This window comes from Cryobacterium roopkundense (assembly GCF_014200405.1).
Classification (GTDB): Bacteria; Actinomycetota; Actinomycetes; order Actinomycetales; family Microbacteriaceae; genus Cryobacterium; species Cryobacterium roopkundense.
This window is the reverse complement of sequence record NZ_JACHBQ010000001.1, coordinates 1,796,486-1,818,869: the sequence shown is the minus strand read 5'-3', so window position 1 is coordinate 1,818,869 and position 22,384 is coordinate 1,796,486. Positions and strand designations below refer to the sequence as shown.

Below are 22,384 nucleotides of genomic sequence, written 5' to 3'. Positions count from 1 at the left end.
GATTTGATGTGGCTAAGCAACCAGTAAACCCCGACGCACAGCCGTCGATCGAAAGCGCTGCGGAGACCGCAGCGCGCCTGAACGGCACTTCCGCCGGGAAAGGCCAGCCCACTCCAACGCGCCGGAGCCAGGAAGCTGCCAACAAGCGTCCGCTCGTTCCGGACGACCGGAAGCTTGCGGCGCAGCAGGCTCGCGCCAAGTCACGGGTGACTCGAGACCGCGCCCGCATCGGGATGGCCAACGGCGAAGACAAGTACCTTCCGCTGCGCGAGCGGGGCCCCCAGAAGCGCTACGTGCGCGACTACGTGGATGCTCGGTTCAACGTGGGCGAGCTCATGATTCCGGTGATGTTCCTCGTCATCCTGCTCTCGACCATTCCGTCGATCGCTACGTACGGCATCATCGCCCTCTGGGCCTTCTTCATCGTGGCCATCGTGGACTGCGTCATTTTGGGCTTCATCGTCACGAAGAAGATCGAAGCCAAATTCGGTGCCGACAAGGTCGAGAAGGTTCGCTGGTACTCGGCGATGCGTGCCCTGCAGCTTCGACCGATGCGCCTTCCGAAGCCTCAGGTTAAGCGCGGAAAATACCCGGCCTAGTAGGTCCCGCTCGACGAGCCGGACCACGCCCCGACGGGCTGGGGTCCGGCTTTTGTGCTGTTAGCGCGAGAACGCCCCCGACCGGATCAGCGGCACCCGAAGCTCGTCGTCGGTGAGCGAACCGTGCTGGCCGATCATCGAACGTGAACTCTGATTGGCCGGCCGGGAATCGTAGTACGCGACGCCCTTGCGAGCCGCCACGAGCACGTCCCCGATTCTGGAGAGAACGTCGTCCGCCACCCGTCCGTACAGGCCGGCGGCAACTGCCTCTTCTCGGGTGTAAACCCACGCCCGATCGCCCTCGACCGCACGCCAGGCGTCGGCGAGCGAGTCAGCCGTCATCTCCGTCTGGCGCGGGTCCAGGTACAGCTGGAGGCACCGCGGATCGCCGCCGATGTGGCGAACGCCGGTTACCAGAGCCGCCACTGTGTCGAAGAGCACATGCTTGGTCTGGGGAACATCGATTACTCCGTGGTCGGCCGTCAGCAGCAGTCCCTGGTCCGCTGTGAGGTCCGCTGCGAACCGAGCCACTTCGGAGTCCAGGGACTCCAGCTGGGCCAGCCAGCGGCCGGATTCCCAGCCATGGGCGTGCGCCGCCACATCGAGCTCCGCGACGTAGAGATAGATCAGGGCGGAAGGTTCGGCGGCGAGGATGCCGCGGGCGGCGACGAACCGATCGGCGATGCTCTCGGCAGCGACGTAGGTCGCCCCGCGCAGGACCGCACGCGTGAAGCCGGAGTCGACGAAACGCTTGGGGCCGATGGCGAAGCTGGGCACGCCGGCATCGGCCGCCTGCGTGAAAACCGTCGGTGCTCGCTGCCACGTCGCCGGCTGCATGCCGTCGTCCCATCCGGTCAGCTGATTGACGATGCGGTCGCCGGCGGCGTCAAGCACCTGGTATCCCACCAGACCGTGCTGACCGGGTTCGACCCCGGTCGTGAGCGTTGCGATGCCCGCAGCCGTCGTGGCGGGGAACACGCCGTCGATGATGTCTGGTTTGTTCAACCGGGCTGACAGGTACCTGGCGTGGCCGGCCCTGGCCCGGAGGGCGTTCACGCCCAGTCCGTCGGCGAGGACGACGACTGCCGCCGCGACGGCGGGCAGGCCGAGCGGGTTCGGCTCGCCGCGGATGGCGGCGAGGGAACTTGTCAGAACATCGGCAAGGCGCAGGTTGCTGAATTGACGGGCCGGTATCATGGTTGACATTGGGCCAAGTCTGACATAGGCACGACCCGAAATTTCCAGTGCACCCCTGCCGGTGCACCGTCACCAGCGCATCCCGGCGAGTTTCCGATCGCCTGAACCACGATTGAAGCAGAATTCACGAATGAGCCGCGCAGACAGCACCCCACCCGCCGCCACTTCCACCGCGGGCACCGAACGCATCGAAGACGTCGATGTCTCGATTGAGATGCAGGGTTCGTTCCTTGAGTATGCCTATTCAGTCATCTATTCTCGTGCCCTGCCAGATGCGCGCGACGGGCTCAAGCCTGTGCAGCGCCGCATCCTCTACCAGATGAACGACATGGGTTTGCGTCCCGATCGTGGACATGTGAAGTCCGCTCGCGTCGTGGGTGAGGTGATGGGAAAGCTGCATCCCCACGGCGACACGGCTATCTATGACGCCCTCGTGCGCATGGCGCAGTCGTTCTCGCTCCGCGTGCCGCTCATCGACGGACACGGCAACTTCGGGTCCCTCGACGACGGCCCCGCCGCGCCGCGGTATACCGAGGCCAGGCTCGCGGCGCCCGCGTTGGCGATGACCGAGAACCTCGACGAAGACGTCGTGGATTTCGTTCCCAACTACGACAACCAGCTCACCCAGCCAGACGTGTTGCCTGCCGCCTACCCGAATCTTCTCGTGAACGGCGCGAGCGGGATCGCCGTTGGCATGGCCACCAACATGGCTCCGCACAACCTGATCGAGGTGGTCGGCGCCGCCCGGCACCTGCTGAGCTATCCGGAGGCCTCCCTCGAGCACCTCATGGAGTTCATACCCGGACCGGATCTGCCGACCGGCGGGACGATTGTGGGACTCACGGGCATCAAAGACGCCTACCTGACCGGCCGCGGCAGTTTCAAGACCCGGGCGCGGGTGTCAGTCGAGTCAATCAGCGCGCGCAAGACCGGACTTGTCGTGACCGAGTTGCCCTACCTCGTGGGTCCGGAGAAAGTGATCGAGAAGATCAAGGACGGCGTCAACTCTAAGAAGTTGAGCGGTATCTCCGATGTCACCGATCTCACCGACCGCACCAAGGGGCTCCGGCTCGTCATCGGCATCAAGACAGGCTTCAGCCCCGAGGCAGTCCTGGAACAGCTTTACCGCTACACGCCGCTCGAGGACTCCTTCAACATCAACGCCGTTGCGCTCGTCAATGGTGCACCACAGACGCTGGGGTTGCGCGAGCTGCTCATGGTCTACGTGAACCACCGCATCGAGGTCGTGACGCGGCGATCCTCGTACCGGCTCGCCAGGCGGCTCGAGCGGCTCCACCTCGTGGAGGGCCTCCTCGTCGCCATTGTCGACATCGACGAGGTCATCCAGGTGATCCGGGCGAGCGACGACACCGAGATGGCCAGGGTTCGCCTCATCGACGTCTTCGACCTGAGCCAGGTACAGGCCGAGTACATCCTGGAGCTGCGCCTTCGCCGCCTGACCCGCTTTTCGAGAATTGAGCTGGAAGCCGAGCGCGACCAACTCCTCGCCGAAATTGCCATGCTGGAGAAGTTGCTGTCGAGCAAGGCCGCCATTCGCACGCTCGTGTCGGACGAGCTGGCCGCGGTTTCGGAAAGGTTCGGCACGCCGCGGCGTACAGTTTTGACCGAGGCCAAGCCGAGCATTGCCGGAATGTCCGCCGCTGCCGCGAAAAGGCAGGCCGCGGTGCTGGAGGTGCAGGACATCCCCACTCGGATCTTCCTCACATCCACGGGCCGCATCGCCCGAGTGGATCTCGTGGCGGTTGACGATTCCGTGCCACCGCGCATCACACCGCCGCAGCGCCGCAGCAAACACGATGCCATCCTCTCGTCCCTCGAAACCACGAGCAGGACCGAGGTCGGAGCCGTCACTAACCGGGGCCGCCTCATCCGCTTCTCCCCCGTCGACCTGCCGGTGATGCCGCCCACCTCGATCCTGCTGGCCGCGGGCGTGCGTGTCGTGGACTATCTCGCGTTGGGGAGGGACGAGCGGGTGCTTGCGCTCGTCTCCTTGGAGACGGCCAACGCCATCGCCCTCGGCACTCGGCAGGGTGTGGTCAAGCGTGTGACACCCGGCGACTGGGCCAACAAGCCCGATTTCGAGATCATCGCTCTCAAGCCGAAGGACGAAGTCGTGGGCGTTGCGCAGGGCACTGAGGCCGATGAGTTGATTTTCATCGCTTCCGACTCGCAGTTGCTTCGTTTCCCGGCCGCCGGAGTGCGACCGCAGGGGCGGGCCGCCAGCGGCATGGCCGGCGTCAAGCTCTCCCCCGGTTCCCAGGCGGTGTTCTTTACGAGTCTGGCTCCCGAGGACGCCGAAATAGCCGTCGTTGCCACCGTTGCCGTGGGAAGCCAAACCCTGCCCGGGACCGACCCCGGTAGTGCGAAACTCTCGGACTTCTCCGAGTACCCTGCGAAGGGGCGCGCGACCGGTGGAGTTCGGTCTCAGCGCTTCCTCAAGGGCGAGGACACCATTTCGGTGGCCTGGGTCGGGCCAGGCCCGGCACGCGCAGTGTCGCCTGACGGCGTTCCGCGTTCGCTCCCCGATTCCGGTGCGCGTCGTGACGCTTCCGGAATCATGCTGGACGCGATCATCGGCACCATCGGAACGGAGATCTAAGCGCCAGCCGCTGCGCTAGGGTAACCTGCATGACAGCTATCGCAGGATCGTCCATTCTCGTCATCGGCGCCACCGGCGGACTCGGCCGCGAACTCTCCAGACTCCTCGCGGAGCGTGGAGCGCTCCTGGTCCTCTCCGGCCGCTCTGAGGCAGGGCTCGCCTCCCTCGATGTGCCGGGTGCGCGAGTGGTGGCGGATGTGTCGGACCCCGTCGCCGTTGCGGCCCTGGTGCGTGAGGCCCTGGCGGTGAGTGGCCGGCTTGACGGAATCATCAACGCGGCGGGTGTCGTTGCCTTCGGCCCGGCTTCCGAGCTGACCGATGAGACCTTGACCGAGCTGTTCTTGGTCAACGCTCTCGCGCCGATGCGGGTCCTTCGCGAGGCGGTTCCCGCGCTTGCAGAATCGGCCGCGGCCGGACGTGAGCCCTTCGTGCTGACGCTCAGTGGAGTGGTCAGCGAGAGTCCCACCGCACACATGGCGGCCTACTCGGCGTCCAAGGCGGCCGTGGCGGCCTTCGTGCAGGCGACGGCCCGGGAGCTGCGCAGAACGGGGATCAGGGTCATCGACGCCAGACCCGGGCACACCGAAACTGCGCTGTCTACGCATCCCCTGGCCGGGACGGCACCGCGACTGCCCGCCGGCTACCCGCCGGCGTCGGTTGCCCTGCGAATCGTGCAGGCGATCGAAAGCGGCGAGAAAGATCTGCCCAGTACCGCTTTCGCCTCCCTCACGCCGGCGGCGTCCTGACCCCGCGCGCGGTCACACGTCGATGCGGTCCCTGCTGAGCTTGTCGGAGCTGTCGATGATGAACTCCTTACGGGGTGCCACATCATTGCCCATCAGCAGCTCGAAGACGCGCGCGGATGCGTCCGCATCCGTCACCCTTACGCGGCGCAACGTACGGTGCGCGCGCTCCATTGTGGTCGTCGCGAGCTGGTCGGCATCCATCTCCCCCAGGCCCTTGTAGCGCTGGATCGGGTCCTGGTAGCGGCGGCCCTTTTTCTCGAGGGCCGTCAGCACGCTATGAAGCTCAACCTCAGAATAGGTGTAGATCGTTTCGTTCGGTTTGCTACCCGGGTTCACTACGACGACCCTGTGGAGCGGCGGAACGGCAGCGAAGACGCGACCCTCCGTGATCATCGGACGCATGTAACGAAAGAACAGGGTGAGGAGGAGGGTTCGAATGTGTGCGCCATCGACATCAGCGTCGCTCATAATGATCACCTTGCCATAGCGGGCCGCCGAGAGGTCGAAGCTCCGGCCGGATCCCGCGCCGATCACCTGGATGATCGAGGCGCACTCCGTATTGGAGAGCATGTCCGAAACCGAGGCCTTCTGTACGTTGAGAATCTTGCCGCGGATGGGCAACAACGCCTGGTGCTCGCTGTCACGTGCGAGCTTCGCGGTGCCGAGCGCCGAATCACCCTCTACGATAAACAGCTCGCTTGTTGACACGTCATTGCTTCGGCAATCGACGAGCTTGGCGGGAAGGGACGAACTTTCCAGGGCGTTCTTGCGGCGCTGGGTTTCCTTGTGTGCACGCGCCGAAATGCGCGATTTCATCTCGGCCACGATCTTGTCCAGAACGACGGATGCCTGGGCCTTGTCATCGCGCTTCGGCGACACGAAACGCTCATTCATCGTCTTCGCGACGACCGCCGCGACGATAGCGCGAACCGCCGGGGTGCCGAGGACTTCCTTGGTCTGTCCCTCGAATTGCGGTTCGGGCAGGCGCACCGTCAGCACAGCCGTCAGGCCGGCCATCACGTCGTCCTTCTCGAGCTTGTCGGATCCGACCTTCAGACGGCGGGCGTTCTGCTCGACCTGGGCCCGAAGGAATTTCAGCAGGCCGGCATCGAATCCGGCCTGGTGCGTGCCGCCTTTCGGGGTGGCGATGATGTTCACGAAGCTCTGAATCACGGTGTCGTAGCCGGTTCCCCAGCGCAGGGCGATATCCACCTGACAGACCCGTTCGAGTTCTGTGGGCACCATAGCTCCCTTGTCGGAGAGAACAGGGACCGTCTCCTTGAACGTGCCGCTGCCGGTGAGGCGCCAGGTGTCGGTGATCGGAGTGTCGGTGGCGAGATGATCCACGAACTCCGAGATGCCGCCGTCGAACTGGAAGGAACTGATCACCGGTTCTGGTGTGCGCCGGTCGGCGACCTCGATCGCGAGGCCCGGAACGAGGAAGGCAGTCTGGCGCGCCCGTCCCAGCACCTCCTCCGTCTGGAAGCTGGCGCCCTTGGTGAAGATCTGGCGATCGGCCCAGTATCGTACGCGAGTTCCGGTCACGCCCCGACGCACCTTGCCGATGACTCGGAGTTCACTCTGGTTCTCGAAGGGGGTGAAGGGAGCGTCGGGGCTCTTCTCCCCCGAGTCGGCGAAAATACCGGGTTCGCCCCGGTGGAAGGACATGGCCCAGGTCTTGCCGTCACGGTCCACCTCGACGTCAAGTCGTTCCGACAGCGCGTTGACAACGGAAGCGCCCACGCCGTGCAGTCCTCCGGAGGCGGCGTAGGAGCCGCTTCCGAACTTGCCCCCCGCGTGTAGCTTCGTGAAGACGACCTCGACGCCCGTCAGCCCGGTCTTGGGTTCGATATCGACAGGGATACCGCGGGCCGTGTCGCGAACTTCGACGCTTTCGTCTGGATGCAGCTCGATCTTGATGCTGCTGCCGTGTCCTCCGAGCGCTTCGTCCACAGAGTTGTCGATGATTTCCCAGAGGCAGTGCATGAGGCCGCGGGAATCCGTTGAGCCGATGTACATGCCGGGGCGCTTGCGAACGGCCTCCAGCCCCTCAAGGACGGAAAGATGGCGCGCGGAATAGTCAGAACTCACAACTGTCGAGTTTACCGGGCCGCGCAGGCGCCGCTGTGATCGACACTCACGCGCGCCGGCGGTACGCCGCAAGCGAAATACCCCGTATTGTGCTCGATAACACAGGCACGGCGTGTTTACATTGGTGCATAGGCAACAAGGTTTTTTGTCTGGAGGAGGAAAAAATGTCCAAGATCGCCACCGAAAATGGTGCAGCAGACCCGCAGGGCGCCCCCCACCAGCTGACCGCAGCCGATCGCTGTGACGCCTGCGGCGCACAGGCTTACATTCGGGTAGTCGTCAACAACAGCGAATTGCTGTTCTGTGCTCACCACGGCCGCAAGCACCAGGAGAAGTTGTCGGCAATCGCCGAGAGCTGGCACGACGAGTCGAGCCGACTCCTCGAGGATCAGCGGTCCTAATTACTCTGTGAACACACACTCTGTGTAATTGTTCTCTCTGAGTACACGAAACCGGGCACCGCGTCAGAGACGCGGTGCCCGGTTTCGTGTACTGGCGCTCGTCAGTCGATCGCGAGGGACAGGCGGACCGCCACCTGATTCCGTGCCGCGCGCGCCAGCTCATCCACCGGCCGGGTGGGGGCGCCTGGCGTGTACTCGACGGCGTGGCGCGCGAACGCGGCACGGAGCAGATGATCCGCGAGCCCGGGGTTACGGGCGAGCACGGGCCCGTGCAGGTGAGTGGCTATCACGTCCCCCATCACGACGCCCTCCGTGCCGTGTCCGTTTCCGGTTCCCGCCACGACGCGTCCGAGGGGTGAACCCTCGGCACCAACGTAGTCGCGGGCGTGATTCTCGAAGCCCACCAGGCGACCGTACTTCGACGTGACGACAAGGTCATCAATTGCGCGGGACTCCCGCGGCACGGCACGTCCGGCGACGAGGCCAAGTCCCTCGACGACCACTCCCCCGGACAATTCGATGCCCCAGCTGAGCAACTCCCACCCCGTGCCCACCGCGAGGATCGGAACGCCCGCGGTCGTCCAGGCTCGGAGGTCCTCCGCCATCGTCAGCAGGACATCGCGGGCCGCGACCAGTTGCGAGTCGGACCCGGAACCGATCACGACCGAGTCGACGTCTGCCGGAAGATCCGCCCGGGTGCGTACCTCGACGACGTTCGCCTCCTGGCCGCTCCAGCGCGCTCGCTGGGCGAGCACCCTGGCGTTGGCCGCATCGCCATTGGTATTGAGGAGATCGGGAAGAATCGAGATGATTGTGAGCGGGCGCATGCCTACTCCTCGCTGTTCGTGGCCAGGCCGAGGTGCGCGCGTGTGCGGCGCATGCCGTCAGCCGAAAAAATGATGGTCTTGAGACCGTGCTGGGGAGCCGGCAAGGCCAGGAAATCGTCGAGAGCCAGGCCAACATCCGGCACGATCCGATCGACGACAACGTCGTCGTAGGCCAGCTGGAGCGCAATATCGTGGGCCTTTGACCCGGATGCGATGACAACCCTCTTCAGGCTCGACGTGTCCACGGGCCAGAAGTACGACGGATCACGCACATCGGAACCGATCACGACGAGAATCTGTTCCGTCTGCGGCTCGAGCGCGTCAACGTTCAGCTGAAAACTGGCCGGGTTCTGTACCAGCACGAACTCAATCTGCTGTCCGCGTACCGTCACAGTCTCCCCGCGCCCGAAGACAGCCGGGATCGTCGAAACCGCGGCGACGGCCACCGCCGGGTCGAATTCCTCACCGAGCGCCGCCCGAGCCGTGGCCAGCGCGGTGGCTGCGTCAACGGCGTAATGCGTTCCCCTCGCGGGGAGCGCCACGGTCATCGAAGGTGAAACCTGGTCGGACTTCGCGGAGGGTGGGAAGCAGACATCTGCTTGTCGGCCATCGACGCGCGTCACGAGCACCCCTTCGACGGCCTTCAGCCGTTCAGGGGCGGTGCGGGAGTATCCGAGGCCGCGCGGGTTGGCGGCGAGCACGGCGGCATTCACCCCGTACGGCGCCACTGCAGCCGTCAGAGCCCCGGCCAGCTCCATGAGGAACTGGTCGTCGGCGTTGATTACGACAGTCTCGGTGGCGCGGGCGGCAATCCTGGCCAGGAGTGCGGCCACCATTTCGGAATCATGAAAACGGTCGATCTGGTCGACCATCACGTTCGTCAGCGCGACGACGCGCGGTGACAGGTCGCCGGCAATGCGTGCACCGTGTCCCTCATCCATCTCCAAAACAGCGATGGAGTCCGACATCCGTCCGGTTATGCTCACGCGCTCCAGCAAGGCCGAGGTGAGGCCCTGGCTGATATTCGCCGTGGATGAGTTGGTGAAGACGGTCAATCCGTGCGCACGGAGAACAGCGACCAGCATTTTCGTCGTCGTTGACTTGCCGCTGGAACCTGTGACGATCACCAGGCCGCGCGGAAACCCGTTCAGCGTCGACGCCAGGAATCCGGGCGCGATCTTGTTCACCACGACACCCGGAATCGCCGAACCTCCACCCGGCTTGCGCCAGCGCGCCAGCACCCGGACAACCCTACCGATCAGGATTGCCGGGGCATACTGCACCCGGCGCTCCTACTCGAGGTAGTCGCGTAGGGACTGCGACCGGGACGGGTGACGCAGCTTGGCCATTGTCTTGGACTCGATCTGGCGGATCCGCTCACGGGTGACGCCGAAGGTGTCCCCGATCTGGTCGAGAGTCTTCGGCATGCCGTCTCCCAGGCCGAAGCGCATGCGAATGACGCCGGCTTCGCGTTCCGAGAGGGAATCGAGCAGGCTTTCGAGCTGCTTCTGCAACATGGTGAATCCCACGGCATCGGCGGGTACGACGGCCTCGGTGTCTTCGATGAGGTCGCCGAATTCGCTGTCGCCGTCTTCACCGAGCGGGGTGTGCAGCGAGATCGGTTCACGGCCGTACTTCTGGACTTCCACGACCTTCTCCGGCGTCATGTCCAGCTCCCGGCTCAACTCCTCAGGAGTGGGCTCGCGGCCGAGGTCCTGCAACATCTGGCGCTGAACGCGTGCCAACTTGTTGATGACCTCAACCATGTGCACGGGGATGCGAATCGTGCGAGCCTGGTCGGCCATGGCGCGGGTGATCGCCTGTCGAATCCACCAGGTGGCGTACGTCGAGAACTTGAAGCCCTTCGTGTAGTCGAACTTCTCGACGGCGCGGATGAGGCCCAGGTTTCCTTCCTGAATCAGGTCCAGGAACTGCATCCCGCGGCCGGTGTAACGCTTGGCGAGGGAAACCACCAGGCGAAGGTTGGCTCCGAGGAGGTGGCTCTTCGCACGGGCGCCATCCTTGGCTACCCACTGGAGTTCACGGCCGAGGGCCGTCTTCTTCTCGGCATCAGACATCTCCGACAGCTTGTCCTCGGCGAACAGGCCCGCCTCGATACGCATCGCAAGTTCGACTTCTTCGGCCGCGTTCAGCAGGGCGACCTTGCCAATTTGCTTCAGATAGTCCTTGACAGGGTCTGCGGTTGCGCCGGTGATCGCGCTGGAATAGACCGGAACTTCATCTTCGTCGTCGACGAGCGACAGCACGAGCGCACCCTTGGGCAACGGCTCCGTCGGAGCGCTGCGCTTCGAGTCATCATCGGCGTCGTCGTCCTCGAGTGGGGCCTCGTCGGACGTGTCTTCGTCTTTTGCCGCAGCCTTCTTGGTGGCGGCACGCTTACGCGGGGCGGGCTTGTCGGCGGCGGGACCAGAGGCGGCCAGCTTGGCGGCAGCAGCCTTAGCCGCGGCCGTTTTGGCAGCGGCTGTCGTCTTCGCCGCGGTGGCCCGTGCGGCTGTTGTCTTGGCGGCCGGGGCCTTAGCGGCCGGTGCTGCCGCGGCAGCTGCGGTCGCAGCCTCTTCGGGCACCTCAGTCTTTACGGGGGTTGCCATTCGAACACCTCTCATGCCGAGTTATGCGCACATGCCAGCCTCCCCACATTTCCGGGGATTTCGGGCAGTACTAGGACCCATGTCAAGTCCCGGGATAACCGTGCCAGCTGTGTGCCGGAACTCCCAAGACCAGAACGGGTCCTGTTGTTAATTATTGCACGTTTTGTCTGGACGGCAAGCCAGGTGGTCGACTACGCTCTCCCGTTACGTCTTTTCCATGCTCTAGAGAGTGCAACCCAGACGGGTGCTACTTCTATTCCTTCATCCCGGGAGAGCTGCGAGCGTGTTTTCGAGCGGGCGCGCAGGAGGAAGACAACACCGATTCCGATGATGACGTACTGCACGGCGAAGGCGAGCTTGAAGGAGTCTAGGGAGTACAGGTCACTCGCGGCGCCGCCGGCCACTCGCAGATTGTTCAGCATGTCGAGGACGAGACCCATCAGGAACATGATGGTGAAGCTCGCGGTGAACCCACCGACGTTTACCACTCCATTAGCCGATCCCAGGCTTCGTTGCGGGTTGAATGTGCGCGCGAAGTCGAACCCGATGAGAGATCCGGGCCCACCGATGCCCAGCACGATCAGCAACCCGACGATCACGGCGACCGGCGGGGTGCCGGGCCAGAGCAGCACGACCGACCATGCGATGCCGATGGCCGTCACGATGCCGAGCACGATGTTGCTGCGACGCAGGGGATGCCGTGCCGTGAGGATCCCCAGGACCGGCCCGAAAACCAGGCCGGCGCCGACCAGAATCGTCAGCATTCCCGCCGCTCGCGCGGGCTCGTATCCGAGTCCGTACACCATGAACGGGAATCCCCAGAGGAGAGTGAAAACGGTCCCCGAGGACTGCGTCACATAGTGCGACCAGAAGCCCAGTTGGGTGCCCGGCCGTCTGAAGCTGATGCGCAGCTGCGTGAGAGCGTCCCCCCAACTCTGCGATCGTGGCAGTTCATGGGCGTCGGGGGGACGATCGCGCACGAAGATCAGCAACACGATCAGGGCGATGACGGCGACGGATGCGGCCGCGACGAACGCCTGCGTCCATCCACCGATGTGCAGCAGCCAAGCGAGGGGAATGGCGGACAGAACCTGGCCCAGCTGGCCAATGTTCCCCATCCACTGTGAGAGCAGAGGGACGATGCGACCGGAGAACCAGGAACTGATCAACCTGATCATCGAGATGAAGATTGCGGCGTCCCCGGCACCGACGAGGATACGGCCGACGATGGCGACGGCGATGGTCGGAGAAAAGGCGAGGGTGAGCTGGCCTACAACCATGAGGGCAGTTCCGCCCAACATCAGGGTGCGGGGACCGAAGCGGTCCACCATGACACCGACTGGAATCTGAGCGGCCGCATAGACGATGAGCTGCACCACCGCCAAGCTCGAGAGCACCGCGGCGGAGCCGCCGAAGCGTTCCGTGGCGGAGACGCCGGCGATGCCCAGTGATGTGCGCTGCAATACCGCAGACAGGTACGCGAACGACCCGATGTAGAAGACTAACCACGAGCGACGGGAGTTCACTCCCCCAATGTACCCGCGGTCCTCTTCCCGACTAAAATCAGCGTGGACTGAGAGGACTCAACTCAGGGAGCCATCGTCCTTCGTGCGTCGGATCGCCAGGAAGTTCTCGAGTTCCGCCGCAATTTCATCGGCGGACGGCAGCTCGCCGTCTTCGTCCGTCAGTGGAGAACGCAGCGGGCTTCCCTCCATGTAGGCGTCATATCGCTGCTCAAGAGTGCCGACCAACTTCGCCAGTTCAGGATTGTCGCGTACCTGCTCGTCGATGCGGGCCACAAACTCGCGATTCGACTCGCGAAGCCGGTCGGTCGGAAATATCAGGCCAGTGGCGGCACTCGTACTTTCCAATGCGGCGAGGGCTGCCGACGGGAACTCAGTGTCAGAGAGGTAGTGCGGAATCAGCAAAACATAACCGACCGTAGATGCTCCCGTCTCCTGCAGGCGGTATTCAATGAGGTGAAGCACATTGGCGGCGACCTGAGTGTGCGGACGCCAGACCGACATACTCCCTATGAGGTCGGATCGATTGCCGCTCACCGTGACGCCGATTCGGCGTGTGTGCGGTACCGGCATGGGAATGGCGTGCACCCAGGTGGTCGACGCGATGGTAAAGCGGCGCACGAGTTGCAAGACCGCTGCGGTGAACTGCTCCCAGCGAAAATCGGGTTCAAAACCGGCCAACAGCAGAAACGGCTGACCGATTTCATCGCGGGCCAGATAGAGCCGCAGGCGCGGTGGCTGGTAGTCGGTGAGATGGTCTTTGTCAAAGTAGATGATCGGCCGACGGGCACGGTAGTCCAGCAGCGCGTCGGCATCGAATTCGGCGATCACAGTGTGCTCGAGAGTGCCCAGAAGATATTCGGTGAATTGAGAGACCGCTCCCCCGGCGTCCGCGAATCCGGTCAGGCCGGCAACCAAGTTCAACCCTTCGGGTACGCCGTCAGCGTCCGCGGTCAGCTCGTAAAGTTCTAGGGGATCCCGCATGCATTAACTCTAATCCGAGGCGCGCCTGCCGGGCTTGTATCCAGCGCAGAAGCGTGATGCCGAGAGCGAACACCCGGGCTGCGCGTACCATCGGCTTATGACAGTCCCCCAGCTTTTCTTGTCCAACCAGCCCGTCTTCGAGTCAGATGCGGACGTTATCGTCGTGGCCGCAGTGCAGTCGGCCGACGGCCCCACCCTGCTCGCCGACCCGGCCCTGCATTTCGTCGCGGGGCAGCTTTCGGCTCTCGGAATGACTGGAGCCAGGGACGAGCTTGTGCGCATCGCCGCCCCGCTGGGTTCCAACCCCACCGTTCGCAGCATCGCTGTGATTGGACTGGGACGGGAGACCTCGACCAACTCCCTCCGGTACGCGGCCGGATCTGCGGTTCGCCAACTGACGGGTCTTCGCACGGTTGCCTTCGCTGTGCCGGTGACGACGGAGGCAGAGGTGGAGGCCGTTCTAGAAGGAGCCGCCCTCGGCGGCTATTGCTACACGCAGTATCGTCACAGTTCACGGGAGGACACCAAGGTCCCCGCTCAGGCAGTGTCGGTTCACACTGCGGTGGCGGCTCCTGCCGCCGTGGCCCGTGCTGAAGCCAGCGCAGAGGCTGTCCGGCTCGTGAAGGATCTCGTGAACATGCCGCCGCTCGATCTCTACCCCGAGTCCCTCGCAGGCCACGCGGCGGAGGCTGCCGCCGACCTTCCCATCGACGTCACGGTCTGGGATGAAGCACAACTGGTCGCTGAGGGATTCGGTGGCATCGCGGGAGTTGGACAGGGCTCAACCCGCCCACCCCGTCTCGTGAAGCTGAGCTATTCGCCGGAGGGGGCCGCCAAGCACCTCGCCCTGGTCGGAAAGGGAATCACCTTTGATACCGGCGGGCTTTCCCTCAAACCGCCGGCTTCCATGGTCGGCATGAAATACGACATGACGGGTGCCGCCACCGTGCTGGCGGTCACGATCGCCGCCGCGCGCCTGGCCCTGCCGGTGCGAATCACTGCCTGGATGTGCATCGCGGAGAACATGCCATCAGGGTCGGCAATTCGGCCGAACGATGTGCTGCGCATGCGAGGCGGGCGCACGGTCGAGGTGTTGAATACTGACGCAGAGGGCCGCCTCGTTCTGGCAGATGGACTTGTTGCTGCGGGTGAAGAGAACCCCGACGCCATAATCGACGTCGCAACACTCACGGGAGCCTCTGTCGTGGCCCTCGGAAACCGCTATTTCGGCGCTATGGGTGACGACGCCTTGGTTCGAAGCGTCATCACGGCCAGCTCGACAGTGGCCGAAGATGCCTGGCAGATGCCCTTCCCCGACGAATTGCGCGCCACCTTGAACTCCGACGTGGCAGATATCGCAAATGCGAAAATCGGCAGCACGGCCGGCGGAATGCTCCTCGCCGGTGTGTTTCTGAGGGAATTCGTGGCACCGAACATTCCCTGGGCGCACCTGGACATCGCGGGCCCGGCTCAGAACTCCGGTGGCGCGTGGGGTTTCACGGGCGCCGGTCCGACCGGCGTCTCGGTTCGGGCCCTCATCCGACTGGCGGAGGACTTTTCGCGCTCGTAGTACAGTCGGAGGGGCAAGAAAAGCTTGCCGTTGTTGCCTGTCCGGAGCACACGCACCGGAAAGTAGCGGCAGTGCGTACTGCGCGAGGGAGTAGTTGAGTGTCGGAACAAAACTTTGACATTGTCATTCTCGGTGGCGGAAGCGGTGGATATGCAGCAGCGCTGCGTGCCTCGCAGCTGGGATTCACCGTAGGTCTCATCGAGAAGGACAAGCTCGGGGGAACCTGCCTGCACGTGGGATGCATCCCCACGAAGGCGCTCCTGCACTCGGCCGAGGTGGCCGACGTCAGTCGTGAAGGCGCCAAGTACGGCGTGAAGTCCACGTTTGACGGGATAGACATCCAGGCTGTAACGGCTTTCCGCGAGGGAATCGTCTCGAGCAAGTACAAGGGTCTGCAGGGCCTCATCAAGGCGCGTGGAATCACCGTTATTTCCGGCGAGGGACGCTTGATTTCCCCGACCACCGTCCAGGTGGGCGACGACACCGTCGTGGGCAAGAACATCATCCTGGCCACGGGCTCATACTCCCGTTCGCTGCCGGGCCTGGAAATCGGCGGCCGCGTGATAACGAGCGAGCAGGCCTTGGCGCTCGATTACGTTCCGAAGAAGGTCGCCGTGCTCGGCGGCGGTGTGATCGGCGTAGAATTCGCGAGCGTCTGGAAGTCCTTCGGGGCAGACGTCACCATCATCGAGGCGCTGCCCCACCTCGCGCCGATGGAGGAAGAATCCATCTCCAAGCAGCTGGAGAGGGCCTTCCGCAAGCGCGGCATCGAGTACTCGCTCGGCGTGCGCTTCCAGAGCGTCGCGCAGAACGAGAGCGGCGTCGTCGTGACATTGGAGAATGGCACCACGATTGAGGCTGACCTCCTTCTCGTCGCCGTCGGCCGCGGCGCGGCCACCGCCGGCCTCGGCTTTGAGGAAGTCGGCGTGACCGTCGATCGCGGGTTCGTCATCACCGATGAGCGGCTCGCCACGAATATTCCCGGCGTGTATGCCGTGGGAGACATCGTGCCCGGCCTCCAGCTCGCCCATCGCGGATTCCAGCATGGAATCTTCGTGGCGGAGGAGATCGCGGGACTGAACCCGATCATCGTCGAAGACATCAATATTCCCAAGGTCACGTACTGCGACCCGGAGATCGCTTCCGTGGGCTACTCGGAGGCCAAGGCTGCGGAGAAGTTCGGCAAGGACGAGATCGCGACCTACGAGTACAGCCTCGGCGGCAATGGAAAGAGCTCCATCCTCGGCACGAGCGGATCCGTCAAGCTCGTGCGCGTGAAGGACGGCCCCGTCGTCGGAGTGCACATGATCGGCGCACGCGTCGGCGAACTCATCGGCGAAGGCCAGCTCATCGTCAACTGGGAAGCGTACCCGGAGGACATCGCTCCGCTGATCCACGCCCACCCCACCCAGAACGAGGCGCTCGGTGAGGCCTTCCTGGCCCTCGCCGGCAAGCCCCTGCACGCCATGTAGCCGGTTCCCCCGGCTCCACAGTCAGATAGTAAGCAATCAATGAAAAAACAAATGGTTTTGAAGGAGACATGCGCATGAGCGAATCCGTCAGCCTCCCGGCACTCGGTGAGAGTGTTACAGAGGGAACGGTCACCCGCTGGCTCAAGAACGTGGGCGACCGCGTGGAGGTCGACGAGCCACTGCTCGAGGTGTCGACCGACAAAGTGGACACGGAGATCCCGTCGCCCATTGCCGGTGTAATTGAAGCGATCCTGGTTCAGGAAGACGAAACGGTTGAGGTCGGGACCCCCCTCGTCACCATCGGGGACGGCTCAGCTGCCGCTCCCGCAGCCGAGGTCGCGCCGGAGCCCGTGGCGGCTCCCGAGCCGGCTGCGGCTCCCGTTGCGGCACCCGTCGCCGATCCCGAGCCCGTCGCCGAACCCGAGCTCGTGGCGGCTCCCGTGGTTGCGGCGGTTGCCGCACCCGCGGCCGTTGCGCCTGCCGTGGTCGCTGCGGCCGCGCCGGCCGCAGTCCCTGCGGCCGCAGTCCCTGCGGCCGCAGTCCCTGCGGCCCGCGGATCGCACGCGGGTACGAGCGGCTACGTGACGCCGATCGTGCGCAAGCTCGCGAACGAGGCCGGTGTGGATCTCTCCACGATCAGTGGCACGGGAGTGGGCGGACGCATCCGCAAGCAGGACATTGAAGCGGCCTCGACCGCAGCCACGACGCCCAGCGCCTCCCCCGCCGTCGAGGTGTCGCCTCTGCGCGGAACCACTCAGCCGATGTCGCGCCTGCGCAAGGTCATTGCGGAACGTGCCGTCATCTCGATGCAGTCGTCCGCCCAACTCACGACAGTCATCGAGGTGGACGTCACACGCGTGGCGATGCTCCGAGACCGCGTCAAGGCTGCGTTCCACGCGAAGACCGGCAACAAGCTGTCGTTCCTGCCGTTCTTCGCCCTCGCCGCGGCCGAGGCTCTTCAGGCCGTTCCGATCGTCAACGCGACGATCGAGGGCGACACGATCGTCTACCCCGCCCAGGAAAACATGAGCATCGCTGTTGACACCGAACGTGGTCTGCTGACACCGGTCGTACGCAACGCCGGTGACCTCGACCTGGCCGGGTTCGCCGACCAGATCGCGGATCTCGCGGCACGCACGCGGGACAACAAGCTCAAGCCCGATGAGCTGTCCGGAGGAACGTTCACGCTGACCAACACGGGGTCGCGCGGCGCTCTTTTCGACACGCCCGTTGTCTTCCTGCCGCAGAGTGCCATTCTCGGTACCGGGATCGTGTACAAGAAACCCCTGGTTGTCACCAGCGACGGCCTCGACTCGATCGCCATTCGCTCGAGTGTGTACCTGGCCCTGTCGTATGACCACCGAATCATCGATGGTGCCAACGCGGCGCTCTTCCTGACGACCATGAAGTCCCGTCTCGAGGCCGGCGATTTCGAGGGTAACCTCGGAATCTGACCCAGCACGACAGAAACTTGCCCGTTCAATAGGTAAAGATTTCACGCACTCGCCAACCGGCCTCGCCCTTGACCACAAGGACCGAGGCCGGTTTGTGTTGGTCCATGGACTCTGGCGGTGTCAGCGAGACAAGAGCCATGTTTCCCGTTCGCTCCACCAGAGTCGCAACCCACGACTCGTACGACGGGATCGGGCCGACAGCGGCCCCCTGTTGCGCTTGACGCGCGTCGTAGCTGTCGGCCGTCATGGCCGCCGATCCAGACTGGTCGACTGTGTCCAGACAGACAACAGAAGCGGCCTCCAGGCACGCTGACCGCTGTGTAAGCAAGCCAGGGACGGCACGCACGGGATCGTCTGCGATCGCGAGCGGCGCGGCGGGGTCGGGCAGGTCCACGCCCTCCGGCAAGGGTGCTGCCGGGGCGGCGATCTGTCCGCGACTCGCTTGCCCACCGGGCGGGAGAAGGGTCAGTGCGCCCACCAGAGCGGACGCCGCAATCAGAGCGGCGATTGACAGGGGTCGTCGCCGCGCCCTCAGACTCTGCACGAGACGCGTGCTTAGAGCAACCAGGGCCTGTCTCTTAGCCAGTTCCAACACCCCCGCTCGTGCTCCTCTGCCGGTCGGCCGCACCGTACGCAGCAGACGTGCGATCAGACGCCGCGGCAGCCCCTGCGCGGCCTCGACGACGTTCGGCCCGGCCGACCGAGGTTCACCGCCCCGTCGAGTCCCCTCGAGGTCGTCCCAGGTCCAGCCGTTCACCGGTGAGACGTCGGGTGTTCGCATAGCCTGGGCTGTGGGCAGGCTGTGACGGCCTCGTCGGTCGACCGCAACGGGCTCTGCACCACGGGGAAGGGCGGCTGGCTGCACGTGTGTCACAGCCGGCCCGGTGAGGTTGATCTTGAGTGGCGCGGCGACGTTCCACTCGAAGAGGCTGCGTTCCAGTTCGCCCAGGGCTGGGCGGAACGGGCTGCACCGGGCGGCGGACCTGAAGTCAGCCATGAGCCGCGTGGCACCCTGAGTGGCGGCCGCGTCGCACGCGCTGTCTAGGTGGCCCAGCACGTCGTCTAGCAGCGCAGCGAGGCGGTCATAGTCCTCACGAAGAAGACTTATCTTCGCGGACGGGGAGGCCGGGAGCTCGTGCAGGGACCCGAGGCCCGCCACAACTGGACGCCCTGACGGGTGCAGCAAAACATTGCCGGAGTCGAGGGCCCCGTGCGCCAGGCCGTGTTCGTGCAGATACGACAACGTCGTCACGATCGGTGCCAGGATCGAGACAACTTCGCCCGGCGCAAGGGTCTTTCGATCTTGAAGAAGGCGACCCAGGGATTGCGGGTTTAGACGCTCCAGCACGAGACACACTCGGGCATCGGGAAGCGTGGCCACATCGATCAGGTGCACGAATCGCCCCGGGCGGGAATCGCACAGTGTTCTGACCTCTCGCTCGATCGATTCGGGGTCGGCGTCGGGCCGGAAGATCTTGAGCGCCACGGGGGCGTCGCCGGCATGCGACGAATGCCCCAGATAGACGTCGGCCCGCGACGTGGAGGCGAGGCGTCGAACCACCCTGTAGCCGGCCAGCAGGGTCTCCCCCGCGATTCGATCGCCCTGCCCGGACGGGAAGGTGGCCCAGACCGGATCGGATTCTTCCTGTGGCGCCGATGTGTCGACCGGCGCGTGCGCTCGCTTCATGGGCTTCCTCCTGGGCTGGGTGGCGACTGACACCAGAGTGGCGCATTCCTGGCCCAGGCTTGGGTGTTGAGGTGCGTCTGTGCACTTGCGTACCCCGAAGCAGCCGGTGGTGGAGTGTGCCCCGCGAGACGCGGGGGCTTCACGGCGTAGACTTCCCCCATGCTCGACTTTGTCGTCGCGGGGCTAAGCGCCAACTCCGTGCCGTATGTTGAGGGCCTTGAGCTCCAACGCGCAGTCCACCAATCCGTCGTCTTAGGGGAGAAAGCGGACACCGTTCTGCTCCTCGAGCACCCCGCTGTGTATACGGCGGGCAAACGAACCCTGCCCGAGGAACGTCCGCTGGATGACACTCCAGTGATTGACGTGGACCGTGGGGGCAAAATCACCTGGCACGGTCCCGGTCAGCTTGTCGGGTATCCCATCCTTCGACTCGCCGAGCCGATCGACGTCGTCGGCTATGTGCGTCAGCTTGAAGAGATCCTGATCGGTGTTCTGGCTGATTTCGAGATCGCCGGCGTGCGCGTGCCCGGGCGCTCCGGGGTGTGGGTCGGGCGGGCCGGGAACGAGGAGAAGATCGCCGCCATCGGCATCCGTGTCGCCAATGGTGTCACGATGCATGGGTTCGCTCTCAATTGCAGCAATTCCCTGGAACCCTACACACGCATCATCGCGTGCGGCATCAGGGACGCCGGGGTCACGACAATGTCGCGGGCGCTCGGGCGAACCGTCGAACCGATCGACGTCATCGCATCCGTGACCGCACACTTCCTCCAATCCGGCCTGCAATTTTCGGGGCTTCCCAATTCCGTTCCCTCCACAACAGCGAAGGTGTCAGCATGAGCGCCGTCCCCGAAGGCCGCAAGCTCCTGCGGCTCGAGATTCGAAACGCCGAAACCCCCATCGAGCGCAAGCCCGAGTGGATCAAGACAGTGGCCAAAATGGGCCCTGAGTACCGAAAACTCCAGAACCTCGTCAAGAGCGAAGGGCTGCACACGGTCTGCCAGGAAGCCGGCTGCCCGAACATCTTCGAATGCTGGGAGGACCGTGAAGCAACGTTCCTGATCGGAGGCTCGCAGTGCACCCGACGCTGTGATTTCTGCCAGATCGACACCGGTAAGCCCGCGGACTACGACACCGACGAGCCGCGTCGTGTCGGTGAGTCCGTCGTGTCCATGAACCTCCGTTACGCCACGGTGACGGGCGTGGCCAGGGATGATCTCCCCGACGAGGGGGCGTGGCTGTACGCAGAGACCATTCGCCAGATCCACCAGCAAAGCCCCGGAACGGGTGTCGAAATTCTGGTTCCCGACTTCTCGGGAAATCCGGACCATCTCGCCCAGGTATTCGGTGCCCAGCCGGAGGTCTTCGCGCACAACGTTGAAACTGTCCCCCGCATTTTCAAGCGCATTCGTCCGGCATTTCGCTACGACCGTTCCCTTGACGTTCTCACCCAGGGCCGGACCGCAGGCATGATCACGAAGTCCAACCTGATTCTGGGTATGGGCGAGGATCGCGCCGAAGTGAGCCAGGCCCTGCAGGATCTCCACGACGCCGGAACCGACATCATCACAATCACGCAGTACCTGCGGCCGAGCGCACGTCACCTGCCCGTCGCACGCTGGGTTCGTCCGGAGGAGTTCGTCGAACTCAAGGAAGAGGCAGAGGCCATCGGCTTCATCGGGGTGCTGTCCGGACCGCTCGTGCGTTCGTCCTACCGGGCGGGGCGACTGTGGGCTCAATCGATGCAGGCGACGGGCCGAGAGGTGCCCGAAGAATTGCGTAGCCTCGCGGATGCCTCGCTCGGGTTCGCGCAGGCGGTTTCGTAACCAAATTCGGTCACGAAGCATTCAGGCGACTGGGTAGTCTTAGGTTCATGGCACGCAGCAAGGACAAGTCCCCCAAAAAACCGAAGAAGCCCGGTCGCATGAAGCAAATGTGGCAGGTCTTCCAGATGACGAGGCGTTACGACTCCAACATCGTCTGGATCCTGATTCTCGGTTTTCTGGTCCCGGTTCTCATCAGTGTGGCCCTCGGGCTGCTCCTCTCTCCGGGAAGTGTGCTCACAATCATCTTGTGGGCCGTGTCCGGGGTGCTGGCGGGAATCCTCGTCATGCTCATCGTGCTGGGTCGACGGGCCGAGAAAGCCGCCTATTCCCAGATCGAAGGACAGCCGGGTGCCGTCGGGGCCGTGCTGCGCAGCTCGCTCAAGCGCGGCTGGGTAGGGAGTGAAATGCCGGTGGCCGTGAATGGCAAGACCCAGGACGCGGTGTACCGTGCCGTGGGGCGTGGCGGCGTCGTGCTCATCAGCGAGGGTCCCAAGACCCGGACGGCACGCATGGTCGATGACGAACGACGACGTGTCGCGAAGGTCGGCGGAAACGTCACCGTCACGGTCATTTCCGTTGGACCGGACACCGACGCGGTGCCCCTGCACAAGCTGGCGCGTCGTCTGACCCGCATCAAGCCCACTCTCACCAAGGCCGAGGTTTTGGCCGTCAACAACCGTCTGTCCTCCATGACGACTAAATTGCCCATCCCCAAAGGCGTCGATCCCATGAAGGCTCGGCCGCAGCGCGGCTAAGCACAGATCACAAAAACGGGCAC

General features: G+C 64.3%; 18 protein-coding genes. 10 read left to right on the top strand and 8 right to left on the bottom strand.

Annotation, left to right across the window (positions count from 1 at the left end; translation table 11 throughout):
- The first annotated feature begins 8 nt into the window (after nucleotides 1-8).
- Complete coding sequence (locus BJ997_RS08505; protein WP_035837112.1) at nucleotides 9-599, top strand: DUF3043 domain-containing protein; 591 nt, start codon at nucleotides 9-11, stop codon at nucleotides 597-599.
- A gap of 60 nt (nucleotides 600-659) precedes the next feature.
- Here BJ997_RS08505 and BJ997_RS08500 read toward each other — a convergent pair whose 3' ends face one another.
- On the bottom strand, nucleotides 660-1,805 hold the full coding sequence (locus BJ997_RS08500) for an alkaline phosphatase family protein (protein WP_035837113.1): 1,146 nt from the start codon (nucleotides 1,803-1,805) through the stop codon (nucleotides 660-662).
- Nucleotides 1,806-1,926: 121 nt separating this feature from the next.
- Here BJ997_RS08500 and BJ997_RS08495 point away from each other — a divergent pair, with 121 nt between their 5' ends.
- Complete coding sequence (locus BJ997_RS08495; RefSeq protein WP_035837114.1) at nucleotides 1,927-4,416, top strand: DNA gyrase/topoisomerase IV subunit A; 2,490 nt, start codon at nucleotides 1,927-1,929, stop codon at nucleotides 4,414-4,416.
- Between the two features lie 29 nt (nucleotides 4,417-4,445).
- On the top strand, nucleotides 4,446-5,162 hold the full coding sequence (locus BJ997_RS08490; RefSeq protein ID WP_035837115.1) for an SDR family NAD(P)-dependent oxidoreductase: 717 nt from the start codon (nucleotides 4,446-4,448) through the stop codon (nucleotides 5,160-5,162).
- A 12-nt stretch (nucleotides 5,163-5,174) separates the two neighbouring features.
- Here BJ997_RS08490 and BJ997_RS08485 read toward each other — a convergent pair whose 3' ends face one another.
- Nucleotides 5,175-7,253, bottom strand: a complete 2,079-nt coding sequence (locus tag BJ997_RS08485) for a DNA gyrase/topoisomerase IV subunit B (protein WP_183323367.1) — start codon at nucleotides 7,251-7,253, stop codon at nucleotides 5,175-5,177.
- Between the two features lie 164 nt (nucleotides 7,254-7,417).
- On the opposite strand from BJ997_RS08485, the gene BJ997_RS08480 reads away from it, so the two are divergent.
- Complete coding sequence (locus tag BJ997_RS08480) at nucleotides 7,418-7,654, top strand: DUF7455 domain-containing protein (RefSeq protein ID WP_183323365.1); 237 nt, start codon at nucleotides 7,418-7,420, stop codon at nucleotides 7,652-7,654.
- A gap of 101 nt (nucleotides 7,655-7,755) precedes the next feature.
- Here the strand turns inward: BJ997_RS08480 and BJ997_RS08475 are convergent, their stop codons facing one another.
- From BJ997_RS08475 to BJ997_RS08455, 5 genes are all read right to left on the bottom strand, one after another.
- Nucleotides 7,756-8,481, bottom strand: coding sequence for a type 1 glutamine amidotransferase (locus BJ997_RS08475; protein WP_183323363.1), 726 nt, complete (start codon nucleotides 8,479-8,481; stop codon nucleotides 7,756-7,758).
- A gap of 2 nt (nucleotides 8,482-8,483) precedes the next feature.
- Nucleotides 8,484-9,764 carry a MurT ligase domain-containing protein gene (locus BJ997_RS08470; RefSeq protein WP_052542754.1) on the bottom strand — a complete coding sequence of 427 codons (1,281 nt, stop codon included), beginning with the start codon at nucleotides 9,762-9,764 and terminating at the stop codon, nucleotides 8,484-8,486.
- A gap of 9 nt (nucleotides 9,765-9,773) precedes the next feature.
- A complete protein-coding gene (locus BJ997_RS08465; protein ID WP_035840263.1) occupies nucleotides 9,774-11,090 on the bottom strand; it encodes an RNA polymerase sigma factor in 1,317 nt (438 codons plus the stop codon).
- Between the two features lie 191 nt (nucleotides 11,091-11,281).
- Complete coding sequence (locus BJ997_RS08460) at nucleotides 11,282-12,616, bottom strand: MFS transporter (protein WP_183323361.1); 1,335 nt, start codon at nucleotides 12,614-12,616, stop codon at nucleotides 11,282-11,284.
- A 57-nt stretch (nucleotides 12,617-12,673) separates the two neighbouring features.
- Entirely contained in the window at nucleotides 12,674-13,597 is a 924-nt protein-coding gene (locus tag BJ997_RS08455; protein WP_035840266.1) for a proteasome assembly chaperone family protein, read from the bottom strand.
- 97 nt (nucleotides 13,598-13,694) lie between these two features.
- Between BJ997_RS08455 and BJ997_RS08450 the strand changes: the two genes are divergently transcribed.
- From BJ997_RS08450 to sucB, 3 genes are all read left to right on the top strand, one after another.
- Nucleotides 13,695-15,167, top strand: coding sequence for a leucyl aminopeptidase (locus BJ997_RS08450; protein WP_183323359.1), 1,473 nt, complete (start codon nucleotides 13,695-13,697; stop codon nucleotides 15,165-15,167).
- A gap of 98 nt (nucleotides 15,168-15,265) precedes the next feature.
- Complete coding sequence (gene lpdA, locus BJ997_RS08445; protein ID WP_035840932.1) at nucleotides 15,266-16,639, top strand: dihydrolipoyl dehydrogenase; 1,374 nt, start codon at nucleotides 15,266-15,268, stop codon at nucleotides 16,637-16,639.
- Between the two features lie 74 nt (nucleotides 16,640-16,713).
- Nucleotides 16,714-18,093, top strand: coding sequence for a 2-oxoglutarate dehydrogenase, E2 component, dihydrolipoamide succinyltransferase (gene sucB, locus BJ997_RS08440; protein WP_183323357.1), 1,380 nt, complete (start codon nucleotides 16,714-16,716; stop codon nucleotides 18,091-18,093).
- A gap of 25 nt (nucleotides 18,094-18,118) precedes the next feature.
- Here sucB and BJ997_RS08435 read toward each other — a convergent pair whose 3' ends face one another.
- Nucleotides 18,119-19,780 (bottom strand): protein kinase domain-containing protein, encoded by a 1,662-nt coding sequence (locus tag BJ997_RS08435; RefSeq protein WP_035838809.1) that lies wholly within the window; start codon nucleotides 19,778-19,780, stop codon nucleotides 18,119-18,121.
- A 159-nt stretch (nucleotides 19,781-19,939) separates the two neighbouring features.
- On the opposite strand from BJ997_RS08435, the gene lipB reads away from it, so the two are divergent.
- The 3 genes from lipB to BJ997_RS08420 are packed head-to-tail and all read left to right on the top strand — an operon-like array spanning nucleotide 19,940 to nucleotide 22,361.
- Nucleotides 19,940-20,620 (top strand): lipoyl(octanoyl) transferase LipB, encoded by a 681-nt coding sequence (gene lipB, locus BJ997_RS08430; protein WP_035838811.1) that lies wholly within the window; start codon nucleotides 19,940-19,942, stop codon nucleotides 20,618-20,620.
- On the top strand, nucleotides 20,617-21,606 hold the full coding sequence (gene lipA, locus BJ997_RS08425; protein ID WP_035838813.1) for a lipoyl synthase: 990 nt from the start codon (nucleotides 20,617-20,619) through the stop codon (nucleotides 21,604-21,606). The genes lipB and lipA overlap by 4 nt, the downstream gene beginning before the upstream one ends.
- Nucleotides 21,607-21,653: 47 nt before the next feature.
- Nucleotides 21,654-22,361: a DUF4191 domain-containing protein gene (locus BJ997_RS08420; RefSeq protein WP_035838815.1), complete on the top strand. Its 708-nt coding sequence runs from the start codon at nucleotides 21,654-21,656 to the stop codon at nucleotides 22,359-22,361.
- Nucleotides 22,362-22,384 lie beyond the last annotated feature (23 nt).